The following is a 22,444-nucleotide window of genomic DNA, read 5'->3' on the forward strand; positions in this document are numbered from 1 at the left end:
GGTCGGTCATTTCCACAACGGCGATCAGCGGCTGCAGCCAGGCATGCTGGGTCTGCGGATCGATCCGGATCTCGCGCAAGGGTGTGCGATGCGGCTGACGGCAGAGCTCGGCCAGCAGGTCGTCCGGGGCATCTGAGCCGCAGGCCTCAATGGCGCGCGCCAGCAGCCAGACCGCCTCGTAAGGGGCGACGAACATTGAGGAAATTGCCGCGTCTCTTCCGCGCAGCCCCTCGAGACGGGCGAGGAAGTCAGCGTTTTCCGGAGTTTCGAGCGTTTCGAAATAGGTCGAGGTGGAAATGAGCCCTTCGGCGGCCTCTCCCAGCACCGGCAACTCGGCTTCCGTCAGGTTGCAGCTCAGGATCGGGCAGCGGTTGGGAGCAAAGGCGGGATCCTGGCGGCCAAGCTCCTTCATCGCCCGCAGGAACGCGTAGCTGCTGTCGCCGATCAGATTGTTGAAGATGAAGTCCGGCCGCTTCTCGCGGATTTCCGCGATCAGGTGATCGATGTCCTCGTCGCCGATGGCGACATAGCGTTCGCCCAGGACCTCGCCGTCGCATCCGGCCAGCAGTTCGCGGGCGATCCGGTTGGTTTCCCAGCCCCAGATGTAGTTGGATCCGAGAAGAAATGCCCTGCGGCCAAACTCCGGAACGATGTGGCGGAACAGCGGAACCACGCCCTGGTTCGGACAGGCGCCGGTGTAGACCACCCGGTCGTGGCTTTCGAAGCCTTCGTAGGGCGGGGTGTACCAGAGCAGGCCGCGTCCGCGCTCCATAACGGGGAGCACTTCCTTGCGGCTGGAGGATGTCTGGGTCCCGATGATGTGCCGGCAGCCGGCCTCGCGCAGCATGCGGTCCGCCTCGACCGCGTAGGCTTCCGCCGCCCCCTTCGGATCACCGTCGACCCTGAGGAAGCGGAAATCGAACAGCCCGGAAGCGTTGATTTCATCGATGGCGATCCGGGCGCCCCAATAGCCTGCCTGTCCGATCACCGAATAGGACCCGGATTTCGAGAACAGGACGCCGACCGGAATTTCCCTGAGGGACATATTCACCTTCACCTCCCCGGACCAGTGCGGCAAAGCCGTGCTGACCCCGGGCACAAAAAAACCCCGACCCGCAGGAACGCCTGCGACAGATCGGGGCACGATTGCCATGCGGCTGAACGGATGCCGCTATTTGAGTTTCAGGATTGCCGAAGAAAATGCGCTTGTCAATCGCCCCCGCGCCCAAGGATCCACCACGCACAAAATTTCACCACCCCTCCGGCTCCTGCAGCACGATAACCCCGAACCAATCCAGAAGTCATCTCCTATTCACGTATTCCCTTCGCAAAATCGGGCAATTTCCTTGAAAAGATTGAAAAAAATACACTCAATTCAGATAATTTTCGGAATCAATTTCCAGAATTTACGACACATACTTTCTCACAATCCCCTAACGCCCTCGCTTTGAGAGATCGCTGAAAATTTGTTCCATTGCACAAATTCGCGCCAACACCGAAAACGGACGATCAGCGCAGACCACCAACAAGAATGAGTCAACTATTTTTCATATTAATTTTCAATATCTTACTAAACATTCCCAGCTCAACATCAATCAAGATTCGGACCGAACCAACAAAGATCCAAAATATTCAGGAACTCGAAAATTAAAATTGAGAGCACTTGCGAACCGAAAATTATGCCGCCAATAATGCAACCAATTCAAATTGGTTCGCATTGGAACATCATGACCGACCAGGACAGACCCGCACAGCGAAATTCCAGCATGGCCCTGGAACGCCTCAGGATCATCGTCGATCAGCTTAACGTGGAAGGCGTCGAGCAGCTGCCTACCGAGCGGGAGTTATGCGAGACGATCGGTGTCGGCCGCAGGGCCGTCAGGCGCGCACTGGAAGTTCTCGAAACGGAAGGCAAGATCTGGCGCCGGCAGGGCGCGGGAACGTTCATCGGCAGCGAACCGGCTCGCCCTGAAAAGCAGATCGAGACACTGCACGAAAATTCCAACATGCTCGAGGTGATGGAAGTCCGGTTGCAGATCGAACCCGTTCTGGCCCGGCTCGCGGCCCTGCGCGCGAATGCGTCCGACATTGCCGCGATGCGCGAACTTGCAGACCGCGTCAGCAAGGCGGACGACATGGACAGCCGGGAACTCTGGGACAGCGCGCTGCACCGCGCCATTGCACGCGCTGCCAACAACACGCTGTTCCTGGCGCTGTTCGACGTGGTTGATCGGGTCCGCCAGGACACCGCCTGGCGGCATGTGCGCGAGGCACTGCGGACCCGGGACTCGCTGACGCTCTACAGGTCCCAGCATACCGACATCATCAAGGCCATCGGAGATCGTGATCCGATCGCGGCGGAAAAGGCCATGCGTAGCCACTTGCTGGCCCTGCAGGAGCGCCTGCTCTTTCAAAGCGCCACCGAGGCAACCGATGCCGACTGACGGTCAGCCGGGCGCAAAACCGGTTCTGGAGGTTCAGAACCTGGCGCTTCGTTTCCGGGGAACTCCGGCCAATATCGTCGATGGCGTTTCCTTTGCCGTCTATCCGGGCGACACGCTGTGCATCGTCGGGGAAAGCGGGTGCGGAAAGTCTGTCACCGCGCTGTCTCTCATGGGATTGCTGCCCCGGACCCTGGCACAAGTGATGTCCGGAACGGCCCGGTTCGCCGGACAGGATCTGCTGACACTTCCCCAGCGCGCCATGGCGGACCTGCGCGGAAATACCATCTCGATGATTTTCCAGGAACCAATGACCTCGCTGAACCCTGCCTACCGGATCGGAGACCAGATCGCAGAGGTCGTCCTGCGCCACAAGCCTGTAACCCGGCCCCAGGCACGTCAACGCGCGCTGGAGATGCTGGAACGGGTCAGGATCCCGGCCGCAGGCACCCGGCTGAACGACTATCCTCATGAACTGTCGGGCGGCATGCGGCAGCGCGTGATGATCGCCATGGCGCTTGCCAACGACCCCGCGGTCCTGATCGCCGACGAGCCCACCACCGCACTGGACGTCACCATCCAGGCCCAGATCATCGACCTGATCGAGGAATTGCAGAGGGAAACCGGCACCGCCCTCATCATGATCACGCATGACCTCGGCGTGGTGGCCGAGATCGCCGACAGGGTGGCGGTGATGTATGCCGGACGCGTGGTTGAGGAAGGTCCCGTGGACGCTATCTTCGACGATCCGCAGCACCCCTACACCATCGGACTGATGAGCTCCGTTCCGTCTATCGGCCCCCGCTCCGGCAGTCTGGCGACAATTGGCGGCATGGTGCCGGCCATCGGCAACATGCCGGACGGATGCCGTTTCACGCCCCGCTGTCCCTTTGCGAAAACCGACTGCGCCGCCAGGGCGCCTTCCCTGGCCGAACTTGGGCCGGCTCACCGCGCGGCCTGCCACTTCGCCCCCCTTGAAGCCGCCTTCACGGAGGCCACCGCATGAGCACTGCGACAGCGGAAAAAATCATCGAGACGCACGCGGTTTCCAAGCGCTTTTCCGGCAGGAAGCCTTTCTTCGGCCCCGCCATTTCCGTCAGCGCGGTCAACGAGGTCTCGCTGGAAATCAGGCGCGGCGAAACCTTTTCCATCGTCGGCGAAAGCGGCTGCGGCAAGTCCACCTTTGCCCGGCTGCTGGTCCGCCTGCTGCAGCCGACAAGCGGCGCGGTGATTTACGACGGCAACGATATTTCCGACCTGTCGGAAAAAGAGATGCGGCGCCTGCGCAAGGACTTGCAATTCATTTTCCAGGATCCGTTTTCCTCCCTCAATCCACGCATGACCGTCGGTGCCTTGATCGAGGAACCGATGAAGGTGCATACCGCCCTATCCCGCACCGAGCGGCGCAAGAAGGTTGCGGATCTCTTGAAGAAGGTCGGCCTGCGCCCGGCACTCGCAAATCGCTATCCGCACGAGTTTTCCGGCGGCCAGCGCCAGCGCATCGGCATCGCAAGGGCGCTTGCCAGCGGTCCCAGGGTGATTGTCGGTGACGAACCGGTCTCCGCGCTCGACGTCTCCGTCCAGGCACAGGTCATCAATCTGCTGGAGGACCTGAAAGCCGAATTCGACCTGACGCTGATCCTGATCGCCCACGATCTTGCTGTCATCCGCCACATGAGCGACCGCGTCGCCGTGATGTATCTCGGTGAAGTCGTGGAACTTGCACCGAACGACGCGCTCTACGACCGGCCGCTCCACCCCTATACGCAGGCCTTGATGCGAGCGATCCCGATCCCCTCGCCCCGCAGCCGGTCCATGAAAGCCACGCTGGCGGGCGACGTTCCGTCCCCGCTCGCACCGCCTTCCGGCTGCCGTTTCCATCCGCGCTGCCCGCACGCGAGCAGCATTTGCGGCAGCAAGAAACCGGAGCTTGCCGAAACCGGCACCGGCCGGAGCGTCGCCTGCCATCACTGGGAGAAAATTGCCGAGACCCCACCGGATTCCGCCAGGGAACCGGAAAGGAGCATTGCGGCGGAAAAACGCTTCGCACTGTTCCGCGAACGCAGCCAACAACAAGAGCCGATGACGGCCTCACCTTCATAAATCGAAACTTCCGAGAGGAGAGACACATGCGTAAGGATTTCCTTGCCGCGCTGCTGCTCAGCGCAACAACACTGGCATCGGCCGCACAGGCAGCCGATCTGCGCATCGGCCTGCAGGACGATGCCGATGTGCTGGACCCTGATCAGTCCCGGACCTTCGTCGGCCGTATCGTCTACACATCCTTGTGTGACAAACTGGTCGACATCACCCCGGACCTGAAGATCATTCCGCAGCTTGCCACGGGCTGGAACTGGTCCGACGACGGCAAGGTGTTGACCATGGATCTGCGCGAAGGCGTCACCTTCCATGACGGCACGCCGTTTGATGCAGAAGCGGTCAAGGCCAACATCGAACGCTCCAAGACCCTTCCGGAGAGCCGCCGCAAGAGCGAGGTGAAGTCCGTCGAAAGCGTCGAAGTCAGCGGCCCGCTGCAGGTGAAAATCACCCTGACGGCACCGGATGCAACGCTGCTTGCCCAGTTTGCCGACCGCGCCGGCATGATGATTTCCCCCACCGCCGCCGAGGCTGCCGGGGCCGACTTCGGCGCCAATCCGGTCTGCTCGGGCCCGTTCAAGTTCGTCGAACGGGTCCAGCAGGACCGCATCGTTCTGGGCAAGTTTGACAAGTACTGGAACAAGGACGCCATCCACTTCGACACCGTAACCTTCCTGCCGATCCCGGACACGACCGTGCGCCTTGCCAATCTGCGCTCAGGCGACATCGACATGCTCGAGCGCCTGGCCGCCACGGATGTCGCCTCGGTGAAGGGCGATGCCAACCTGGGGTACGCCGAAGCCGTCAGCCTCGGTTACCAGGGCATCACCGTGAACATCAACAACACGGAGAAGGGCGACAACCCCTTCGGCAACGACCCCAGGATCCGTCAGGCCTTCAGCCTGTCGCTCGACCGCGATGCGATCAATCAGGTCGTGTTCGAAGGGGCGTTTGCTCCCGGCAACCAGCCATTCCCGCCGACCAGCCCCTGGTATGACAAGGATTATCCGGTCCCGGCACGCGACGTTGAAAAGGCCAAGGCACTTCTGAAGGAAGCCGGCTATGACAGCCTCGATGTCGAGGTTCAGGTCACCAACAACCCGGTGCAGACCCAGATGATGCAGGTTGTCCAGGCCATGGCCGCGGAAGCGGGCTTCAACGTCAAGCTGAAGTCCATGGAATTTGCCAGTCTGCTGGCGGACCAGTCTGCCGGAAACTACCAGGGCAGCCAGGTCGGCTGGTCAGGCCGGGTCGATCCGGACGGCAACATCCATCAGTTCATGACCTGCAAGGGCGGCATCAACGACAGCAAGTACTGTAATGCGGAAGTCGACGCCCTGCTGGATGCGGCCCGTCAGAGCACAGATCCGGAGGTTCGCAAGGCCAAATACGACGCCGCCAGGGACATCCTGATCAACGATCTGCCGATCGTCTATCTCTACCACCCGACCTGGATCTGGGCGCTGTCCGGCAAGCTGGACGGCTTCACCCCCTATCCGGACGGGATGATCCGTCTCGAAAACGTCGCGTTGAAGTAAACCTGACGCCCGTTGGAACCCGGCTCGCCGCCGGGTTCCGGCCCAGCCCGGTAGACCCTGAATGCTGTCCTATATCGCACGCCGTCTTGTCATCGCCATTCCGACGCTTCTGCTCGTGTCGGTCTTCGTGTTCGTCCTGCAGAAGCTGCTGCCCGGAGACCCCGCACTGGTCCTGGCCGGCGAGGAGCGGGATCCGGAGGTTCTGGAGTTCATCCGCGAGAAGTACCGGCTGAATGACCCGGTGATCTACCAGTACCTCTACTGGATGAAGGCCATGCTACAGGGCGACCTCGGCATCTCCCTGCGCACGCATCAACCCGTTACGGAACTGATCGCCGACAAGCTGCCGGTCACGATCCAGCTTGCCTTCATGGCCATGGTGATCGCCTTTGCCGTCGGCATTCCCGCCGGCATTCTTTCGGCGGTCAAGAAGGGAACCGCCATCGATTATGCCGCGAACTTCATCGCCCTGTCCGGACTGTCCATCCCGAACTTCTGGCTCGGCATCATGCTGATCATGCTGGTATCGGTTCATCTGGGCTGGCTGCCGGCCTCGGGCTATGAATCTCCCTTCGTGGATCCGCTCAAGTCGCTCCAGACGATGATCATGCCGGCCTTCGTCCTCGGCACCGCCCTGGCCGCGACCCTGATGCGCCATACCCGCTCCGCCATGCTTGGTGTGCTGAAGGCGGACTATGTCCGCACGGCGCGCGCCAAGGGCCTTTTGGAACCCGCCGTCATTTTGAAACACGCCTTCCGCAACGCGCTGCTGCCGATCGTCACCTTAAGCGCCCTGCTCTTCGGCGAATTGCTCGCGGGGGCCGTTCTGACGGAACAGATCTTCACCATTCCCGGCTTCGGAAAGCTGATCGTCGATGCGGTCTTCACCCGCGACTACGCCGTGGTGCAGGGCGTCGTCATGTGCACGGCAGCCGGTTTCATCCTGATGAACCTGATCGCCGACATTCTGTATTTCCTACTCAATCCGCGCATGAGGAGCAGCCTGTGACCGTTTTGAACGCTGTCGCCGAACCGGCGGAAGAGACCGTCCGGCCTGAAAACCGGGCCTGGAAGAAGCTGAAGGCCAACAGGAGCGCCCTGTTCGGTTTCGTCATCGTCGCCTTTTTCATCACCATCGCCGCCGCCGCGCCTCTGCTGCCGATTGCCGATCCCGCGGCAACCAGCTGGAGCGCGGTTCGCAAGGCGCCTTCGGCCGCCTATTGGCTCGGCACGGACGAGATCGGCCGGGACATTCTCTCGCGCATGATCTGGGGCGCACAGGCCTCCCTGATGGCCGGCGTTGTCTCCGTGCTAATCGCGGTCCTGATCGGTGTTCCCTTCGGCCTGATCTCGGGCTATTTCGGCGGCTGGATCGACCAGCTGGTCTCGCGCATCACCGACGCGCTCCTGGCAACGCCCTTTCTCATCCTCGCCATCGCCCTTGCCGCCTTTCTCGGCCCGAGCCTGACAAACGCGATGATCGCCATCGGTCTGTCGGCGATGCCTATATTCGTCCGCCTGACACGCGGTCAGGTTCTGGCGGTCAAGACCGAGGACTATGTGGAAGGCGCAAGGGCCATAGGGCTCACCCACTTTGCCGTCATGGCCCGTTACATTCTGCCGAACGTCTTCGCACCGGTCCTGGTTCAGGCGACCCTGACGGTGGCAACCGCCATCATCGCCGAGGCCAGCCTCTCTTTCCTCGGCCTCGGCCAGCAGCCGCCCGCCCCCAGCTGGGGATCGATGCTCAACGTGGCCAAGAACTTCATGACCCAGGCACCCTGGATGGCCTGGTGGCCGGGCGCCGCGATCTTCCTAGTCGTGCTCGGCTTCAATCTCCTCGGCGACGGCTTGCGCGATGCGCTCGACCCGCGCGAAACCTGACACATTTTCAACGAACAGAGTTAATCATGTCGACTTTTACCACCCGCCCCGAGATCACAGGCTCCTTCGGCGTCGTCACCTCCACCCACTGGATTGCCAGCGCCGTCGGCATGAGCATTCTGGAAAAGGGCGGCAACGCCTTTGACGCGGCCGTTGCCACCGGGCTTGTCCTGCAGGTTCTGGAACCGCATCTGAACGGTCCGGCCGGGGACCTGCCCGTCATCTTCCACAACGCGCAGCGGAACGAGACGAAAGTCCTCTGCGCACAGGGCCCGGCGCCCGCCGGAGCCACCATTGCTCGCTACAATGCCGAGGGACTGGATCTCATTCCGGGCAACGGCCTGCTGGCCACCGTCATTCCGGGGGCGTTCGACGGCTGGATGCTGATGCTGCGCGACCATGGCACCCTGAGCCTGCGCGACGTCCTCGAACCGGCAATCTACTATGCCGAGAAAGGCCAGCCCATGTTGCGCGGCGCTGCCGCCGCGATTGCGGGCCTGGAGGATTTCTTTGAAGCAGAATGGCCGACCTCCCATGAAACCTGGCTGCCGGGCGGCAGGGCACCGGAGGCGGGCGAAATGTTCCGCAATCCGGTCCTGGCGGAAACCTGGACCCGCCTCCTCAAGGAGGCAGAAGGCGCAACAGGTCGCGAACAGCAGATCGACGCCGCGCGCGACTGTTTCTACCGGGGCTTCATTGCCGAGGAGATCGGCCGGTTTCTGGAAACCACCGAGGTCATGGACGGGTCCGGAAGCAGGCACAAGGGCGTGCTGACGGCAGACGATCTGGCGTCGTACAGCGCGGCTTACGAAGATCCGCTGACCGATGACTATCACGACTGGACCATCGCCAAGACCGGCCCCTGGGGTCAGGGACCGGTCATGCTTCAGTCACTTGCCTTGCTTAGAGGCTTCGACATTGCGGGCATGGACCCGGCAGGCCCTGAATTCGTCCACCATGTCGCCGAGGCCATGAAGCTCGCCTATGCGGACCGGGAGGTCTACTACGGCGATCCGAACTTCGTCGACGTGCCGATGAGCCGGCTGCTTTCGGAGGAATACAACTCCGGCCGCCGCAGCCTGATCTCGGACAAGGCGTCCTTCGACCTGCGCCCGGGCACCTTGCCGGGTTTTGAAGACCAGGTCTCCAGAAACATGGCGGTGATCGAACGTGCGGGCGTCGCCAATGCCGGGCTTTACGAACCGACGATGGCGCATCTCTCCGAACGGCGCGGCGATACGGTTCATCTCGACATCATCGACCGCTGGGGCAACATGGTTTCGGCGACACCCTCCGGCGGCTGGCTGCAGTCTTCTCCGGTCATCCCGGCTCTCGGGCTGTGCCTTAACTCCCGGGCGCAGATGTTCTGGCTGGAAGAAGGACTGCCCTCGAGCCTCGAGCCCGGCAAACGGCCACGCACGACCCTGACACCAAGCCTTGCCTTCCAGGAAGGCCGGCCGACACTGGCTTTCGGCACCCCCGGCGGCGACCAGCAGGACCAGTGGCAGCTGTCCCTGTTCCTGCGGCTGGTTCATCACGGCCTCAACCTTCAGGAGGCGATCGACATGCCCCTGTTCCACACCACCCATTTCCCGACATCGTTCCACCCGCGGCAGCGCCAGCCGGGCCACCTGATGGCGGAAGGCAATTTCAGTGCCGAAACTATAGACGCCCTGAGGGCCCGCGGCCATCTGATAGATGTTTCCGGCAACTGGACCGTCGGCCGCCTCACCGCTGCAAGACGCGAAGCGGACGGCACGCTGAGAGCCGGCGCCACGCCCCGCCTGATGCAGGCCTATGCGGTTGGCCGCTGACCTGACCAGTGCCTAAAGGTTTCGGAGAAACAATAAGCCCCGCGTTGCCGCGGGGCTTTTTTGTTCGTTTATATTTGCCCGCGCGAGACTTCTTCCAAAACCCGGCAGGGTTCCGGCAGGCCGCTTCAGATCAGACCGCGCGCGGCCAGATTGCGCATGAGGTGGCTGACCCCGAAAGTCCATTCGGCGCAGTCGGTGGAAAGACGCACCGTGTTGCGCAGCGTGCCGAGGCCGGGCGCGGTGATCTCGACCACATCGCCCAGCTTGTGCGTGAAACCCTCGCCCGGAACGTCCCGGTCATGCGTCGGTGCGAACAGCGTGCCCAGGAACAGCACCAGACCGTCCGGATACTGGTGATGGCGCCCGACGGTCTGCCGCACGAGGTCTTCCGGGTCCCGGCTGATTTCGCGCATGGAGGAGTGGCCCTTCAGCACGAACCCGTCCTCGCCCGTAACGGTGAGGTCGAGTTCCGCGTTCCGCACGTCATCGAGCGAGTAAGTCTCGTCGAACAGCCGGATCATCGGTCCGATGGCACAGGACGCGTTGTTGTCCTTGGCCTTCGACAGGAGCAGTGCGGAGCGGCCCTCGACGTCGCGCAGATTGACGTCGTTGCCGAGGCTTGCGCCGACGATGCGGCCCTTCGACGACACCGCCAGAACGACTTCAGGTTCCGGATTGTTCCAGTTGGAGACCGGGTGAAGACCGACCTCGGCGCCGTGGCCGACGGAACTGAGGACCTGCGCCTTGGAAAAGACTTCCGCGTCCGGGCCGATACCGACTTCCAGATACTGGCTCCACAGCCCTTCAGCAATCAGCGCCTCTTTCACCTTTTGAGCTTCCGGCGAGCCCGCGCGGATATTGCGCAGCGACTGGCCGATCAGCGTGCCGACCCGGCCTCGGATGCCTTCGGCCTTTTGCGGGTCCCCGGCCGCCTGTTCCTCGATCACCCGCTCGACCATTGAGGACGCGAATGTCACGCCGCAGGCCTTGACCGCCTGAAGGTCGCAGGGTGCCAGGAAATGGACCTTCGAAAGGTCTCCTGCTTCGTTCCGGGCAATCTCCTCCAGTGATCCGAGTTCCCGTCCGGCCGTGCCTTGCACATACCCCGCCGGATCGTCCATCTCGCAGATGTCGCGAACCGTCGGCGCCGCCTTGCTGGTGATGTCGGTCAAAGCGCCGTTGCGCAGCGTGACGACCCCGGGACCGTTTTCCGCCGGAAGCCACACGCGGCCAACAAGGGTGCCAGTTTCGGGAAATTCGCTCATGTTACGCTCCGGATCAGTTGGGCGGATAAAAATCTCTGTTCATCAGGGGAACTACCGCCGGATTTTGAAAGGCCGGGATGGCGCTATTCCGTTCCCGGTTCGGATTTTTTTTGCAGACCACTCATGACCGGCCATCGATATCTTCCGGCGGCGCTCCCTCAAAGGCACGCTGCAACAGCTCTCGAATGGCGCTTCGCTCGACCGGGCGCGGGTTCCAGTAAGGATTGCGGACGGCAAGCTCCACGGCCTTGTCGAGATCGGACCGGTTCAGGCCGATGTCCCTCAGGGCGCGCGGAGCCCCCATCTGGCCTGCGAACGCGTAGAGACCGTCCCCCAGTCCACCGCCGAAGAGATCAGCGGCCGGCTGCAAGATCTCCCTCACCGCACCTTCGTTGTAGGCGGCCGTGTGCGGAAGCAGGATCGCATGGGTTTCGGCATGCGGAAGACCGAAGGAACCACCGAGCGTGTGGCAGAGCTTGTGGTGCAGGGCCATGCCGACCTGCCCCAGCACCGAACCGCACAGCCACGCGCCGTAGAGGGTCTTGCCACGGGCGTTCAGGTCGTGCGGTGATTTGATCACGGCCGGCAGCGCCTCACGGAAGGCTTTCAGACCTTCCAGCGCCAGCGCGGAAGACAAGGGATTGCGGTCCTTCGCGTAAAGGGTTTCGACCGCATGCGCCATGGCGTTGAGCGCGCTGGTCACCGTGATACCGACCGGCAGGCCTTGAACCAGTTCGGCATCGTAAAGGATCACTTCCGGCTGCACCTTGCTGTCCGTCAGCGTGGTCTTGATGCCGTTCTCGGTCTGGCCGAGGATCGGCGTTGCCTCGGAGCCGGAATAGGTGGTGGGCACCACGATCTGGGGCAGGTCCGTGCGGTAGGCAATGGCCTTGCCGAGCCCGGTCGTGGAACCGCCGCCGACGGCGATGATGCAATCGGCCTGCAGGTCCGTGGCCTTGGCAACCGCTTCCCGCGTCACCTCCACCGGCGTGTGCATGGCAGCCTTTGCGAAGGTCCCGCAGGCCCGCCCGCCAAGACCGCTTGCTAGCTGCCGGGCGGTTTCCGCGCGCCCGGACGTCGAAAGGATCAACGCCCGGCAGGCACCGAGAGCCTCGACCTCTTCCGCCAGATGCCGCCGGACCCCGGCACCGAAGCGCACCTTGACCGGAGCAATGCGCAGCTGGAAGTCACTCACGAATGACGACACCGGTTTCCCCTTCCATCGATCCCCGTTCCCTTCCACTCATTCGCGCCAAGCTGCACCGCCTCTCCAGCCCGCGTCCAATACCTTCCTGCATAAGTGGTCATTCCGAATGTGCATGACCGGCAGAATTTTGCGGTGTTCCAGGCTTGCCATGCCTCAACCGTATGACCGTTTTCACTCATAGGTATTGGACCTTGCGGAAAAGACCACGGCACGTTCGCCAGGAAATCCCATCGGCTGACGCCGACCCGGACTGAACGTGAAAGGAGAGCCCTCATGGCGGCAGGTCCACTTCCCAGAATGCCCCCGAAGACATCGACATCGTCTACCTGACGCATCTGCATGTCGATCACATCGGCCGGCTGACACGCAAGATCGGTGGAAACTGGACGCCAACCTTCGCCAATGCCCGGCACCTGGTGCTGGAAACCGAGTTCGAATTCTGGACCTCGGCGAAAGTCCGGTCGGGTACATGGCCGGATCGATCGCCGATTGCGTCCTGCCGGTTCTTAAGGAAGGCCTGTTCGAGACGGTCGCACCGGGCGACGAGATTGTTTCCGGCCTGCGCGTAATCGACCTGGCAGCCCATGCGCCCGGCATGACCGGACTGGAATATTGGCAGGGCGGCCGGATCGCCGCCGCCTTTTGCGCGAACCTGATGCACCACCCGCTCCAGATGGTGAAAACCGGCCTGGTGACGATCTTCTGCAACGACCCGGCTGAGGCGATCGCAACGCGCCGGGAAAAACTGGCCGATTATGCCGCGCAGGAAACCATCCTGTTTTGCGCGCATTTTGTCGGGGAATCCGCAGGATATGCCCGTCCGCATGAGGATGGCGACCGGTTCGTCCCCGTTCGACGGCTCGCGACCGATCGACGGCATTCCTGGCATTGGCCAGAATGTTCTGGGCATCCCGATAGAAGTCTTTCCCCGATTCCGTCAGCTCGCCCCCCTGCGGAGTACGCACGAAGAGTTTGGTGCCGAGCTCATATTCCAGCGCCTGGATCTGACGGGTAACCGGCGGCTGCGAAATGTTCAGGCGCAGCGCGGCTCTGCCGATATTGCCCTCGTCCGCAACCGCCACGAAATATCTGAGTTGCCGGAACTCCATTTCGCCCCCTCCCGGAACAGATCATTTTCGCTGCGGTATGCCTCAAGCACCCGCCTCGAAACTGGTCATGCCGATCGATCCGTAGGAAAAGCTTTGATGCAGCAAGCGCCCGCTGCCGCCGCCTGCCCCCAGAACGACGAACACAGGCATCAGGTGTTCGTGTGTCGGATGGGCACTCCGCGCACTCTTTGGAGTGTCCGGAAAGGCGAGAAGTTTTTCGACATTGCCGCTCGTGACACCCTCAACGACCCAGTTGTTGAAATCGACGGCCCACTCCGGCGGCGGCGAGCCTTCCGGTGCGAGGGCGCGCAGATTGTGAACCGTTGCCCCTGACCCCACGATCAGGACGCCTTCCTTCCTCAGCGGGGCCAGCGCCTGACCGAGGACAAAATTCTCGGCAGCCGATGCTCCCCAGCGCAGGGACAGTTGCACCACCGGCAATTCCGCTTCCGGAAACGCCAGCAGCAGGGGCACCCAGGCACCGTGATCAAGTCCGCGCCGGTTGTCCCGGGCATGTTCAATACCTGCACCTTCGAGCAGTTCGCTCAACCGCTGCGAAAGCTCAGTGGAGCCCCGCGCGGGATACTGCAGGCGATAGAGCCGCGGGTCGAAGCCGCCGAAGTCATGGATGGTTTCCGGCCGCTCGGCAGCCCCGACCGTGTTCACCCGGCCCTCCCAATGAGCCGATACCACCAGCACCGCCCGGGCGTCCGGATAGCGCGACCCGAGGCTTTCGGTGAAGCCGCGCGCCGGCGTGTTGGAGAGCGGAAGGTCCGGTGCTCCATGGGAGACAAAGAGAGCCGGCAGTGTCATCGCGTGCTCTCCAGCATGGCGCAGACATGCTTAGGTCCAATCGGCCGGATGCCACCGGGGTTCAGGGCCTTGACCGAATAATATCCGGCGGTGATGTGATCCATGTTGACCGTGCCCGCGACACCCGGCAGCGCCATCATCCGTCCCAGGAATGCCGTCAGACGCGGGTAGTCGGCGATGCGTTTGCGGTTGAGCTTGAAGAGGCCATGATAGGCGGCATCGAAACGGATCAGCGTCACGAAGGCACGGATGTCCGTTTCCGTCAAACGGTCACCGACAAGATACTCACCGCTCAGCCGGTCTTCCAGTTCGTCCAGGATTTCGAAGACGCCCTCCGCGGCCTCTTCGTAGGCTTCCTGGGAGGAGGCGAATCCGGCCTTGTAGACCCCGTTGTTCAGCTTGTCGTAGAGGCGCGCGTTCAAGGCGTCGATTTCTCCGGCAAGCCCGGCCGGGTAAAGATCCAGGTCCGAGGGCACAAGCGCCTGAAAAGCCGAATTGAACATGCGCAGGATATCCGCGCTTTCGTTGTTGACGATGAGGCCCTGCTTCATGTCCCACAGGACAGGCACCGTCGCCCGGCCGGTAAACCGCTTGTCCACGCGGGTATAGAGCTGGTGCATGTGCCGTACCCCGAAGAGCGGCTCCTCGTCCGCTCCCGGATAACTGCCGAATTCCCAACCCTGGTCCGTCAGTTTCGGACTGACGACGGTGACCGGGATTATGCCGCTCAGTCCCTTCAGTTCTCGGGCAATCAGCGTTCGGGACGCCCAGGGGCAGATCAGCGCGACATAGAGCCGGTAACGGCCCGCTTCGGCCTTGAAGCCGCCCATCCCGGTTGGGCCGGGCTCGCCGCCGGGCGTGACCCAGTTGCGGAAGGACGAAATCTGCCGGATGAACCGTCCCTTTTCGTCCTTCGCCTGGACCGGCTGCCAATCGCCGACCCATTTTCCGTCAACAAGCATGGTTTCTCTCCTGATACACGGATACTGCAGCAGACGTTTGCTCGCCGGTCAGGAGAGCTTGCGGGACGGAACCAGCGCATAGGCGCCATCGCCAAGCGCCACCAATGCGGCCTGCACCAGGGCCCACATCACCGGATATTCCCAGCCGCCGTTGGCATTCGTCCAGCCGAATCCGTTGGGCAGATGGGCAAAGAAGGCGGCGCCGAGCAGAACGAAGACGAGAACCGCGGAAACTTCCCGGGTCTTCACCCCAAGGATCAGCGCCGCGCCACCCGCGATTTCGGCAACCATGGTGGCAACGCCGAGCCAGCCCGGCAGACCGAGCATTTCAAAAAAACCGGCGGTTCCGGCCGGGGTAAAGACAAAGAGCTTGGTCAGGCCATGCGCGACAAACAGGAGACCGGTCGTCAGCCGGAGGATCAGGGCGGCGTAGGGGGCGGATTTACTGTCAATCATGTCGAGGTCCTTTCCCGCGAATGAAAGCGGTCGATCTGTGGCGCCTTCTGCGCCGGTTCGACCTGAAATATGCCCCTTGCGGGGAATCCATAAAATGGAGAATATGAGGAGGCACTATCCCCAAAATGTTCCGAGTGAGATTGCATGGACTTGATAGACGGAATGCGTGTTTTCGTGGCGAGTGTGGAAACCGGCTCCTTCGCAGGTGCCGGCCGGAAGCTCGGAATCTCGGGCAAACTAGCGTCCAAATACCTGGCCACGCTGGAAGACCGGCTCGACACCCGCCTGCTGCAACGCACCACGCGCAGGCTCGGAATGACCTCTGCGGGCGAACGGCTTTATGCCCGGCTGCCCGCTTGGCTGGACCAGTTCGACGAAATCAGATCGGAGCTGTCGGAGAAAGGATCGCGCCTGACGGGGACACTCCGCGTGTCCGCCCCCCTTACCTACGGCGAACTGCATGTCCAGCGGCTGCTTTGCAGGTTCCGTGAACTCCACCCGGAGCTTGTCATCGACCTGCGCCTGTCAGACGTCTTCGTGGATCTCGCAGCGGAGGGCATCGACCTTGCGATCCGGATCGGCCTGCTGCCGGATTCGGCCCTGATCGCGCGAAAGCTTTCGGAAACGTCGGTCCTGCTGGTGGCCTCGCCGGAGTATCTGGCGAGACGCGGCGAGCCTGAAATTCTGGAAGACCTTCTGCGGCATGACTGTATCCGGGACACGAACATGCGGGGCCACGGCGGCTGGCCGCTGAGTGACGGACAAGTGGTCACTGTGGTCGATGTCCAGGCCGGTTTTCTGGTCAATTCCGCACGGGCGGCGCGGGACCTCTGTCTTGCCGGTCAGGGAATCGCCCTGATCCCCGACTATGCCGTGTCGGAGGATCTGGCAACGGGACGGCTCCGGCGTGTCCTGCCCGGCCATGCCGCTCCGAGCCTGGACATTCATGCCGTCTATCTGGGAGGACGGCGCGGCGTACCGCGCCGTGTCAGGGCTTTCCTGGATTTTCTGGCCGTATCCCGCTCGGAATTTTGAAGGAGACGCGGCCCTCCTGTCAGACCGCTTCCAGTGCGATGGCGATGCCCTGGCCGACACCGATGCACATCGTCGCCAGCGCCCGTTTACCCCCGGTCAGGCTCAGCTCCAGCGCCGCCGTTCCGGTGATCCGGGCACCGGACATGCCGAGAGGATGACCAAGAGCAATTGCGCCACCGTTCGGGTTGACGCGCGGGTCGTCGTCGGCAATGCCGAGATCGCGCAGCGTGGCGAGCCCCTGGCTGGCAAAGGCTTCGTTCAGTTCGATCACGTCGAAATCCTGCTGGGTCAGCCCGAGCCGCACCATCAGCTTCTTGGACGCCGGAGCCGGGCCGATACCCATGATCCGCGGCGGAACACCGGCGGTCGCCCCGCCCAGAACCCGCGCAATGGGAGTAAGGCCATGAGCCTTGACCGCCGTCTCCGAAGCCACGATCAGGGCCGCGGCGCCGTCGTTCACACCGGACGCATTGCCTGCGGTCACGGTGCCGCCTTCGCGGAAGGGTGCTTTCAGCTTGGCAAGCTGCTCCAGGGTGGTCGCCGGGCGCGGATGTTCATCATGCTCAACCACGATCGCCTCGCCCTTTCGCTGCGGGATCGTGACCGGGGTGATTTCCTGTGCCAGCCGGCCGCTCTCCATCGCGGCGCCCGCCTTTTGCTGCGACCGCAGGGCAAACGCATCCTGATCCTCACGGGAGATACCGAAATCCTCGGCGACGTTCTCGCCGGTTTCCGGCATGGAATCGATGCCGTATTGCGCCTTCATCAGGGGATTGACGAAGCGCCAGCCGATGGTGGTGTCGTAAACCGCACTGTTCCGGGAAAACGCGGTTTCGGCCTTCGGCATGACGAAGGGTGCCCGCGACATGCTTTCCACACCGCCGGCGATCGCCAGATCCATTTCACCCGCCTTGATCGCACGAGCCGCCGAAATGATTGCATCCATCCCGGAGCCGCACAGCCGGTTCAGCGTAGTGCCCGGCACGCTTTCCGGCAGGCCTGCCAGCAGTGCCGACATGCGCGCAACGTTGCGGTTGTCTTCGCCCGCCTGGTTGGCGCAGCCGTAGAACACTTCCTCCACGGCCGCCCAGTCGATGTCGAGGCTCTCCTTGAGCGCCCGGATCGGCAGTGCGCCGAGATCGTCGGCGCGCACGGAGGAAAGAGCGCCGCCGAAGCGGCCGATCGGAGTGCGGCGATAACCGCAGATAAAGACGTCTTGCATCAACAGCCTCTTAGATTTCCGGCACGGTGAGATCGGCGACCGTACCATCGATTTTCAACTCAGCCCCGGTGACCGCCTGCAGATCCTCAAGTGAGATCGCGGCAAGTTTTTCCCGCAGCACGAAATGCCCGTCCGCGATGTCCACCACGGCGAGCGAGGTGTAGACGCGGGTCACGCAGCCGACACCGGTCAGCGGCAGGGAGCAGGCCTGAAGAAGTTTCGGCTCGCCCTTCTTGGTGACGTGGTCGGTGAGGACGGCCACCCGTTTGGCACCATGGACCAGGTCCATCGCGCCACCGACGGCCGGGACGCCGCCCTTGCCGGTCGACCAGTTCGCCAGGTCACCGTTCTGTGCCACCTGGTAGGCGCCGAGGATCGCGACGTCGAGATGACCGCCGCGCACCATGGCGAAACTGTCGGCGTGGTGGAAGAAGGAAGAACCGGGCTTCAGCGTGACCGCCTTCTTGCCCGCATTGATCAGGTCCCAGTCCTCTTCACCCGGCGCCGGAGCCTCGCCAAAGTCGAGGAGGCCGTTTTCCGTATGGAAGATCGCCTGCCGTCCCTCGGGCTGGTATTTGGCGACCATTTCGGGAAAGCCGATGCCGAGGTTTACATAGGCGCCGTCGGCAATGTCCTGCGCGGCGCGCCAGGCGATCTGGGCGTTGGAGAGCTTGATGTCATTGATCATGGGTAGCATGCCTCCGCGCGGTTCAGAACCTCTTCCTGCTGCGGATCCGAAACTTCAGTCACGCTGGTGACAAAGATGCCGGGCGTGATCACCTGCTCCGGATCGATGCCGCCGAGCGGGACGATCTTCCGCGCCTGCACGATCGTGTGGCGTGCCGCCATGCACATCAGCGGATTGAAATTGCGGGCGGCCATCCGGTAGGTCAGGTTGCCGTGCGGATCGGCAAGTTCCGCCTTGACCAGGGCGTAATCGGCCTTCAGCCAGCGCTCCTGCACATAGTGCTTGCCGTCGAATTCTGCGACCGGTTTGCCTTCGGCAAGGTCGGTGCCATAGCTGGATGGCGTGTAGAAGGCGGGAATGCCCGCACCGCCTGCCCGGATACGCTCCGCCAGCGTGCCTTGGGGCACCAGTTCCAGCTCGATGCCGCCGGCCAGATAAAGTTCGGTAAAGACCCGTGGGTCGGCCGATCGCGGAAAGGAACAGATCAGTTTGGCGACCCGCTTCTGCTCGATCAGGGCGGCAAGCCCGACATGGCCGTTGCCGGCATTGTTGTTGACCACAACGAGGTCTTTCGCGCCGTGATCGATCAGGGCGTGGATCAGCTCGATCGGCGCACCGGAACCGCCGAAACCGCCGATCATCACCGTGGCGCCGTCCGGGATCCCCGAGACAGCCTCAGCCGGTGAGGCAATCGTCTTGTCCATCAATTTCCTCCAGACAGCCGGAAGCGATCCGGCACTTTCGGAGGCAATTGATAGGCTGCAGGAATGTCTTGCGCCACCGTATTTGGGCGCATGTTGACATTTGTTCAGATCGTGTGATTTTTCGTTCGCATGTTGAACAAACCCACCGACTTCATCGCCTCGCTCGCAAAGGGCCTCAGCGTGATCGAGACCTTTCGTGCTGAGACCCCCCGGCTGGCGATCACCGACGTGGCCGCCGCCACGGGGCTCGACCGCGCCACGGCCCGGCGCTGTCTCCTGACGCTGCACGAACTCGGTTATGCCGATTATGACGGCAAGTTCTTCCAGCTCACGCCGCGCATCCTGCGGCTCGGCATGGGGGCCCTGGCGGCCCTGCCCCTGCCGCATATCGTGCAGCCCTGGCTAGACCAGCTCTCCGAGCAGATCGGTCAATCCACCTCGGTCTGTATTCTCGACGACACCGACATCGTCTATGTCGCCCGTGCGGCGCAGAAGAGAGTCATGTCGATCGGCCTGATGCCCGGCTCGCGCCTGCCCGCCCATTGCACCTCCATGGGCCGCGTGCTTCTCGGCAGCCTTCCCGAGGAGGAGATGATGGACATTCTCAACCGATCCGATCTGTCACCGCGCACGGCCTTCTCGCTGACGGATCCAAAGGATATCGCTGAGCGGATCGTGCAGGTAACGGCCCGGGGTTACGAGATCAACGATCAGGAAGTCGAGATCGGCCTGCGGTCCATCGCCGTGCCGCTGTTCAATGCACATGGCAAGGTTGTCGCCGCGCTCAACATCGGGCTGGCGGCCACACAGAAATCGTCCCAAGACCTGGCAACGGATTACCTTCCGGCCCTGCTGAAAGTGCAGGCCGGGCTCAAACGGGTGCTCGCGTGAAGCATACCGTTCAACACCGTTGCCTCGTGAGACCGACAGGGACTGCCGCATGCCGATGGCACAGTCTGAACCTCGATGAGGTCAGTCAGGAAATCGGGTCGCCCTTCCGGTGTTGAGCGGGTGTCTTGCCGTATTCGATCCTGAATGCCCTTGAAAAGGTGGCCGCTGTCTGGAAGCCGCATGCCAGAGCAATTTCGATCAACGACAGGTTGGTGTTCTGCACCAGGACGCGCGCTCTTCGCAATCGTACCTTCTTGTAAAATTTCGCGGGTGACGTCTTGAGATAAAATATGAACAGGCGCTCCAGATGGCGGGAGGATACCCCGACCTGATAGGCAAGATCCGGCAGCGGCAAGGGTTCTTCAACGCTGCGCTCCATGAGGTCGACTGCCTTTTGCAGCCTCCTGTCCAGATAGTCCGTTTGGGAACTCAGGACCTTGGGCTGTTCCTGCGAGAAATCACGCACGGTCTCTACAACGAGGAACTCCGCGATTTCAGCGCATTCACGCGGTTCAAGGAAGTCACCCAGCACCCCGATCACGGCTTCCACCGTATGCCCGTGTCCCGCACAGGTCAGGACACCGCCGTCTTCTTCCCCAAGCCGTTCGGAGAGCGACGGATAGTCGCCGGCTTCACGCAGAAGGGTCACGTCCCGCCAGTGAGCGGTAACGGGCGCATCCTGTGACTTCCCTGCCTGGACGTATTTGCGAGCGGCCTCGGACAACAGCACCGCCCGCCGTTGCAGCCGCTGCATGGCCTTCACACGAACCATCCATCCGCGCTCGGGCCGCTCCCGACCGGCAATCACGAACAGGCAGTCGCGCAGGTACTGATCGCCGATTGCCGGGTGTGCCCGCGCCAGGATCTCCGTGCTGCTCTCAACGAATCCGGGAGAATCGGAAGTCAGATACCAGGAGAACAAATCCTTGTTCAGGGCATCATTGGCCGTGCGGAGCACCGAAACAACCGACGCCAGTTCGAGCTCCGAAAAACCGGGCTGAACAAAGATCTCGAAGGAGTGTTTCTCTTTTTTCCCGTCAGTCACCGGTGATGTTCTGTCCCCTGCCCCGAACGATGAAATCCATGTCTCGACATCGCACCGGGTTTTGAGACCTCGAGGCGAAAATCGTTTTGAAAGACCTTTCGGTCTCGCAAATATCCTTAGCCGCCTGGGGCGTTGGAGGCCAGCGATTAACGCACGGACGCCCGCAATCCCCCTGCTGCAAAACGCCAGAAGCTTCCCGTCCCATAGAGAGGGCCTTTTATATTTCGTTTCAGGCTGGGGATTTGTTTGGTGTTGCCCCTTCTGCGTGGGGTCCGGCCCTCCTTGCGGGGTACACGGGAGCGACGGTGTTCGCAAAGTGTGATATTTTATTGTCGGCGTCCAATAGAAGCGCGAATGCGACAATAGTCTTAACCCAACACGTTCCGACGATCGCTGCACATGCCTCATTCAGGAGGCTAGAGATGACTGTCAAGATTTCAAAAGCACATTCCGGCGCCTCCGACGAATTGGAAAATACGCTCGATCGGATCAAAGAAATTGACCGGTACAAGAACCTGCATGATGCCGTCCCTATCCTGTTGTTCTTGACAACTGGAGCCCTGGCAGCACGCTCCTTTTTCTGGCTGATCGATCTCATGACCTGGTTGGGAATTGGCAAGCTGGACGCACTGCTGCCCACATCGCTATCTTTTGTATTGCTTTTCGTCGTTTGGGTGCTGGCTTTCTTAGGTTTCATGTCACTTCTCGATTGGATGAAGTTCGGAAACATAAGGACTCTCGCAAACAATCGACTTTCAAATCTGGCCCTTACGACAGAAGAGATTCACGCACTCAAAAATGTCTTGAAATCTAAAACCTGGAAACATGATCATATTTTGAAGGATGTAGCCGCGCACCTGGAAGGCAGCAGGAGATAAATTTCCGCCGGACGCTCAAGAACTGCTCGCTTTCAAATTTTTGAATAAGTTCTGAGGCTTCTGATTGTTGACGGTCATGTTTCAAGAGCGTGGCGTATCGAAAAATACCCCCAAAATTGGGATTTTTGTTATTTGATTTCGGGTTTCGTCTTTTGTTGTTTTTCCCCCGCTGCGTCGGGCTTGGGCCGGTTTTGCGGGGTCCCCGTCAGTTTCAAATCTGTATCCACTTTCCCGAACAAAAAACCGTCAGCAGGACTGACGGGTTGTTTATTGGTTGCGGGAGCCTGATCACACCGAGACTTGAAACATTTCACCATCGGGTTTTCCAGGACTTTTGCGATCCAACCTCCGGCATCAAGATACTGGCCCGGCTCGACAAAAAACGCCGGATCCTG

At 61.8% G+C, this 22,444-nt stretch carries 23 protein-coding genes; 11 read left to right on the plus strand and 12 right to left on the minus strand.

The genetic code is table 11. From position 1 onward, the window contains the following. Positions 1-1,045, minus strand: a 1,045-nt coding sequence (locus tag ACQY7U_RS02270; protein ID WP_428641582.1) for a transporter substrate-binding domain-containing protein, incomplete at its 3' end; no start/stop codon positions are given. Between the two features lie 682 nt (positions 1,046-1,727). On the opposite strand from ACQY7U_RS02270, the gene ACQY7U_RS02275 reads away from it, so the two are divergent. The 7 genes from ACQY7U_RS02275 (at position 1,728) to ACQY7U_RS02305 (ending at position 9,774) form a co-directional block, all read left to right on the plus strand. After that, positions 1,728-2,444, plus strand: coding sequence for a FadR/GntR family transcriptional regulator (locus tag ACQY7U_RS02275; RefSeq protein WP_428641544.1), 717 nt, complete (start codon positions 1,728-1,730; stop codon positions 2,442-2,444). Further along, entirely contained in the window at positions 2,434-3,447 is a 1,014-nt protein-coding gene (locus ACQY7U_RS02280; RefSeq protein ID WP_428641546.1) for an ABC transporter ATP-binding protein, read from the plus strand. The genes ACQY7U_RS02275 and ACQY7U_RS02280 overlap by 11 nt, the downstream gene beginning before the upstream one ends. Beyond that, on the plus strand, positions 3,444-4,544 hold the full coding sequence (locus ACQY7U_RS02285) for an ABC transporter ATP-binding protein (RefSeq protein WP_428641547.1): 1,101 nt from the start codon (positions 3,444-3,446) through the stop codon (positions 4,542-4,544). Before ACQY7U_RS02280 ends, ACQY7U_RS02285 begins: the two co-directional genes overlap by 4 nt. 26 nt (positions 4,545-4,570) lie before the next feature. Next, positions 4,571-6,076 (plus strand): ABC transporter substrate-binding protein, encoded by a 1,506-nt coding sequence (locus ACQY7U_RS02290; RefSeq protein ID WP_428641549.1) that lies wholly within the window; start codon positions 4,571-4,573, stop codon positions 6,074-6,076. Positions 6,077-6,137: 61 nt separating this feature from the next. Beyond that, on the plus strand, positions 6,138-7,085 hold the full coding sequence (locus ACQY7U_RS02295) for an ABC transporter permease (RefSeq protein WP_428641550.1): 948 nt from the start codon (positions 6,138-6,140) through the stop codon (positions 7,083-7,085). Positions 7,086-7,090: 5 nt separating this feature from the next. Further along, positions 7,091-7,960 (plus strand): ABC transporter permease, encoded by an 870-nt coding sequence (locus tag ACQY7U_RS02300; RefSeq protein WP_428641584.1) that lies wholly within the window; start codon positions 7,091-7,093, stop codon positions 7,958-7,960. Positions 7,961-7,986: 26 nt separating this feature from the next. Then, on the plus strand, positions 7,987-9,774 hold the full coding sequence (locus ACQY7U_RS02305) for a gamma-glutamyltransferase family protein (protein WP_428641552.1): 1,788 nt from the start codon (positions 7,987-7,989) through the stop codon (positions 9,772-9,774). Between the two features lie 125 nt (positions 9,775-9,899). Here the strand turns inward: ACQY7U_RS02305 and ACQY7U_RS02310 are convergent, their stop codons facing one another. Continuing rightward, positions 9,900-11,039, minus strand: coding sequence for a fumarylacetoacetate hydrolase family protein (locus ACQY7U_RS02310; RefSeq protein WP_428641554.1), 1,140 nt, complete (start codon positions 11,037-11,039; stop codon positions 9,900-9,902). 121 nt (positions 11,040-11,160) lie between these two features. Beyond that, entirely contained in the window at positions 11,161-12,234 is a 1,074-nt protein-coding gene (locus ACQY7U_RS02315) for a maleylacetate reductase (RefSeq protein ID WP_428641556.1), read from the minus strand. Positions 12,235-12,557: 323 nt separating this feature from the next. On the opposite strand from ACQY7U_RS02315, the gene ACQY7U_RS02320 reads away from it, so the two are divergent. Then, a complete protein-coding gene (locus ACQY7U_RS02320; protein WP_428641586.1) occupies positions 12,558-12,815 on the plus strand; it encodes a hypothetical protein in 258 nt (85 codons plus the stop codon). Here the strand turns inward: ACQY7U_RS02320 and ACQY7U_RS02325 are convergent. The 4 genes from ACQY7U_RS02325 to ACQY7U_RS02340 are packed head-to-tail and all read right to left on the minus strand — an operon-like array spanning position 12,753 to position 15,586. Further along, positions 12,753-13,355, minus strand: coding sequence for a LysR family transcriptional regulator (locus tag ACQY7U_RS02325; protein WP_428641558.1), 603 nt, complete (start codon positions 13,353-13,355; stop codon positions 12,753-12,755). The genes ACQY7U_RS02320 and ACQY7U_RS02325 overlap by 63 nt on opposite strands. A 42-nt stretch (positions 13,356-13,397) precedes the next feature. Then, entirely contained in the window at positions 13,398-14,168 is a 771-nt protein-coding gene (locus ACQY7U_RS02330; protein ID WP_428641560.1) for a DODA-type extradiol aromatic ring-opening family dioxygenase, read from the minus strand. After that, the gene (locus ACQY7U_RS02335) at positions 14,165-15,130 is read right to left on the minus strand and encodes a glutathione S-transferase family protein (RefSeq protein WP_428641562.1); all 966 of its coding nucleotides are present in this window, start codon (positions 15,128-15,130) and stop codon (positions 14,165-14,167) included. The genes ACQY7U_RS02330 and ACQY7U_RS02335 overlap by 4 nt, the downstream gene beginning before the upstream one ends. A 48-nt stretch (positions 15,131-15,178) precedes the next feature. After that, complete coding sequence (locus ACQY7U_RS02340; RefSeq protein WP_428641564.1) at positions 15,179-15,586, minus strand: DoxX family protein; 408 nt, start codon at positions 15,584-15,586, stop codon at positions 15,179-15,181. A gap of 144 nt (positions 15,587-15,730) precedes the next feature. Between ACQY7U_RS02340 and ACQY7U_RS02345 the strand changes: the two genes are divergently transcribed. Further along, a complete protein-coding gene (locus tag ACQY7U_RS02345; RefSeq protein ID WP_428641566.1) occupies positions 15,731-16,621 on the plus strand; it encodes a LysR family transcriptional regulator in 891 nt (296 codons plus the stop codon). Positions 16,622-16,640: 19 nt separating this feature from the next. On the opposite strand, the gene pcaF is transcribed toward ACQY7U_RS02345, so the two are convergent. From pcaF to ACQY7U_RS02360, 3 genes are read right to left on the minus strand one after another with little or no spacing between them, the layout of a single operon-like run. Then, the gene (pcaF, locus tag ACQY7U_RS02350; protein WP_428641568.1) at positions 16,641-17,843 is read right to left on the minus strand and encodes a 3-oxoadipyl-CoA thiolase; all 1,203 of its coding nucleotides are present in this window, start codon (positions 17,841-17,843) and stop codon (positions 16,641-16,643) included. A gap of 10 nt (positions 17,844-17,853) precedes the next feature. Further along, complete coding sequence (locus ACQY7U_RS02355) at positions 17,854-18,540, minus strand: 3-oxoacid CoA-transferase subunit B (RefSeq protein WP_428641570.1); 687 nt, start codon at positions 18,538-18,540, stop codon at positions 17,854-17,856. Beyond that, positions 18,528-19,235, minus strand: coding sequence for a 3-oxoacid CoA-transferase subunit A (locus ACQY7U_RS02360; protein WP_428641572.1), 708 nt, complete (start codon positions 19,233-19,235; stop codon positions 18,528-18,530). The genes ACQY7U_RS02355 and ACQY7U_RS02360 overlap by 13 nt, the downstream gene beginning before the upstream one ends. A gap of 129 nt (positions 19,236-19,364) precedes the next feature. On the opposite strand from ACQY7U_RS02360, the gene ACQY7U_RS02365 reads away from it, so the two are divergent. Next, complete coding sequence (locus ACQY7U_RS02365) at positions 19,365-20,126, plus strand: IclR family transcriptional regulator domain-containing protein (protein ID WP_428641574.1); 762 nt, start codon at positions 19,365-19,367, stop codon at positions 20,124-20,126. A gap of 85 nt (positions 20,127-20,211) precedes the next feature. On the opposite strand, the gene ACQY7U_RS02370 is transcribed toward ACQY7U_RS02365, so the two are convergent. Next, the gene (locus tag ACQY7U_RS02370) at positions 20,212-21,171 is read right to left on the minus strand and encodes a GlxA family transcriptional regulator (RefSeq protein WP_428641576.1); all 960 of its coding nucleotides are present in this window, start codon (positions 21,169-21,171) and stop codon (positions 20,212-20,214) included. 422 nt (positions 21,172-21,593) lie between these two features. Here ACQY7U_RS02370 and ACQY7U_RS02375 point away from each other — a divergent pair, with 422 nt between their 5' ends. Next, the gene (locus ACQY7U_RS02375; protein WP_428641578.1) at positions 21,594-22,049 is read left to right on the plus strand and encodes a hypothetical protein; all 456 of its coding nucleotides are present in this window, start codon (positions 21,594-21,596) and stop codon (positions 22,047-22,049) included. A 128-nt stretch (positions 22,050-22,177) separates the two neighbouring features. Here ACQY7U_RS02375 and ACQY7U_RS02380 read toward each other — a convergent pair. Continuing rightward, positions 22,178-22,444, minus strand: a 267-nt coding sequence (locus tag ACQY7U_RS02380) for a hypothetical protein (protein ID WP_428641580.1), incomplete at its 5' end; no start/stop codon positions are given.

Source organism: Roseibium sp., assembly GCF_050301095.1.
In the GTDB taxonomy this organism is placed as follows: domain Bacteria; phylum Pseudomonadota; class Alphaproteobacteria; order Rhizobiales; family Stappiaceae; genus Roseibium.

What these genes read in the sequence shown, in the direction of transcription:
- ACQY7U_RS02275 (WP_428641544.1), top strand. Translation starts at nt 1,728, where the DNA reads ATGACCGACCAGGACAGACCCGCACAGCGAAATTCCAGCATGGCCCTG.
- ACQY7U_RS02280 (WP_428641546.1), top strand. Translation starts at nt 2,434, where the DNA reads ATGCCGACTGACGGTCAGCCGGGCGCAAAACCGGTTCTGGAGGTTCAG.
- ACQY7U_RS02285 (WP_428641547.1), top strand. Translation starts at nt 3,444, where the DNA reads ATGAGCACTGCGACAGCGGAAAAAATCATCGAGACGCACGCGGTTTCC.
- ACQY7U_RS02290 (WP_428641549.1), top strand. Translation starts at nt 4,571, where the DNA reads ATGCGTAAGGATTTCCTTGCCGCGCTGCTGCTCAGCGCAACAACACTG.
- ACQY7U_RS02295 (WP_428641550.1), top strand. Translation starts at nt 6,138, where the DNA reads ATGCTGTCCTATATCGCACGCCGTCTTGTCATCGCCATTCCGACGCTT.
- ACQY7U_RS02305 (WP_428641552.1), top strand. Translation starts at nt 7,987, where the DNA reads ATGTCGACTTTTACCACCCGCCCCGAGATCACAGGCTCCTTCGGCGTC.
- ACQY7U_RS02310 (WP_428641554.1), bottom strand. Translation starts at nt 11,039, where the DNA reads ATGAGCGAATTTCCCGAAACTGGCACCCTTGTTGGCCGCGTGTGGCTT.
- ACQY7U_RS02325 (WP_428641558.1), bottom strand. Translation starts at nt 13,355, where the DNA reads ATGGAGTTCCGGCAACTCAGATATTTCGTGGCGGTTGCGGACGAGGGC.
- ACQY7U_RS02330 (WP_428641560.1), bottom strand. Translation starts at nt 14,168, where the DNA reads ATGACACTGCCGGCTCTCTTTGTCTCCCATGGAGCACCGGACCTTCCG.
- ACQY7U_RS02335 (WP_428641562.1), bottom strand. Translation starts at nt 15,130, where the DNA reads ATGCTTGTTGACGGAAAATGGGTCGGCGATTGGCAGCCGGTCCAGGCG.
- ACQY7U_RS02340 (WP_428641564.1), bottom strand. Translation starts at nt 15,586, where the DNA reads ATGATTGACAGTAAATCCGCCCCCTACGCCGCCCTGATCCTCCGGCTG.
- ACQY7U_RS02345 (WP_428641566.1), top strand. Translation starts at nt 15,731, where the DNA reads ATGGACTTGATAGACGGAATGCGTGTTTTCGTGGCGAGTGTGGAAACC.
- pcaF (WP_428641568.1), bottom strand. Translation starts at nt 17,843, where the DNA reads ATGCAAGACGTCTTTATCTGCGGTTATCGCCGCACTCCGATCGGCCGC.
- ACQY7U_RS02355 (WP_428641570.1), bottom strand. Translation starts at nt 18,540, where the DNA reads ATGCTACCCATGATCAATGACATCAAGCTCTCCAACGCCCAGATCGCC.
- ACQY7U_RS02360 (WP_428641572.1), bottom strand. Translation starts at nt 19,235, where the DNA reads ATGGACAAGACGATTGCCTCACCGGCTGAGGCTGTCTCGGGGATCCCG.
- ACQY7U_RS02365 (WP_428641574.1), top strand. Translation starts at nt 19,365, where the DNA reads ATGTTGAACAAACCCACCGACTTCATCGCCTCGCTCGCAAAGGGCCTC.
- ACQY7U_RS02375 (WP_428641578.1), top strand. Translation starts at nt 21,594, where the DNA reads ATGACTGTCAAGATTTCAAAAGCACATTCCGGCGCCTCCGACGAATTG.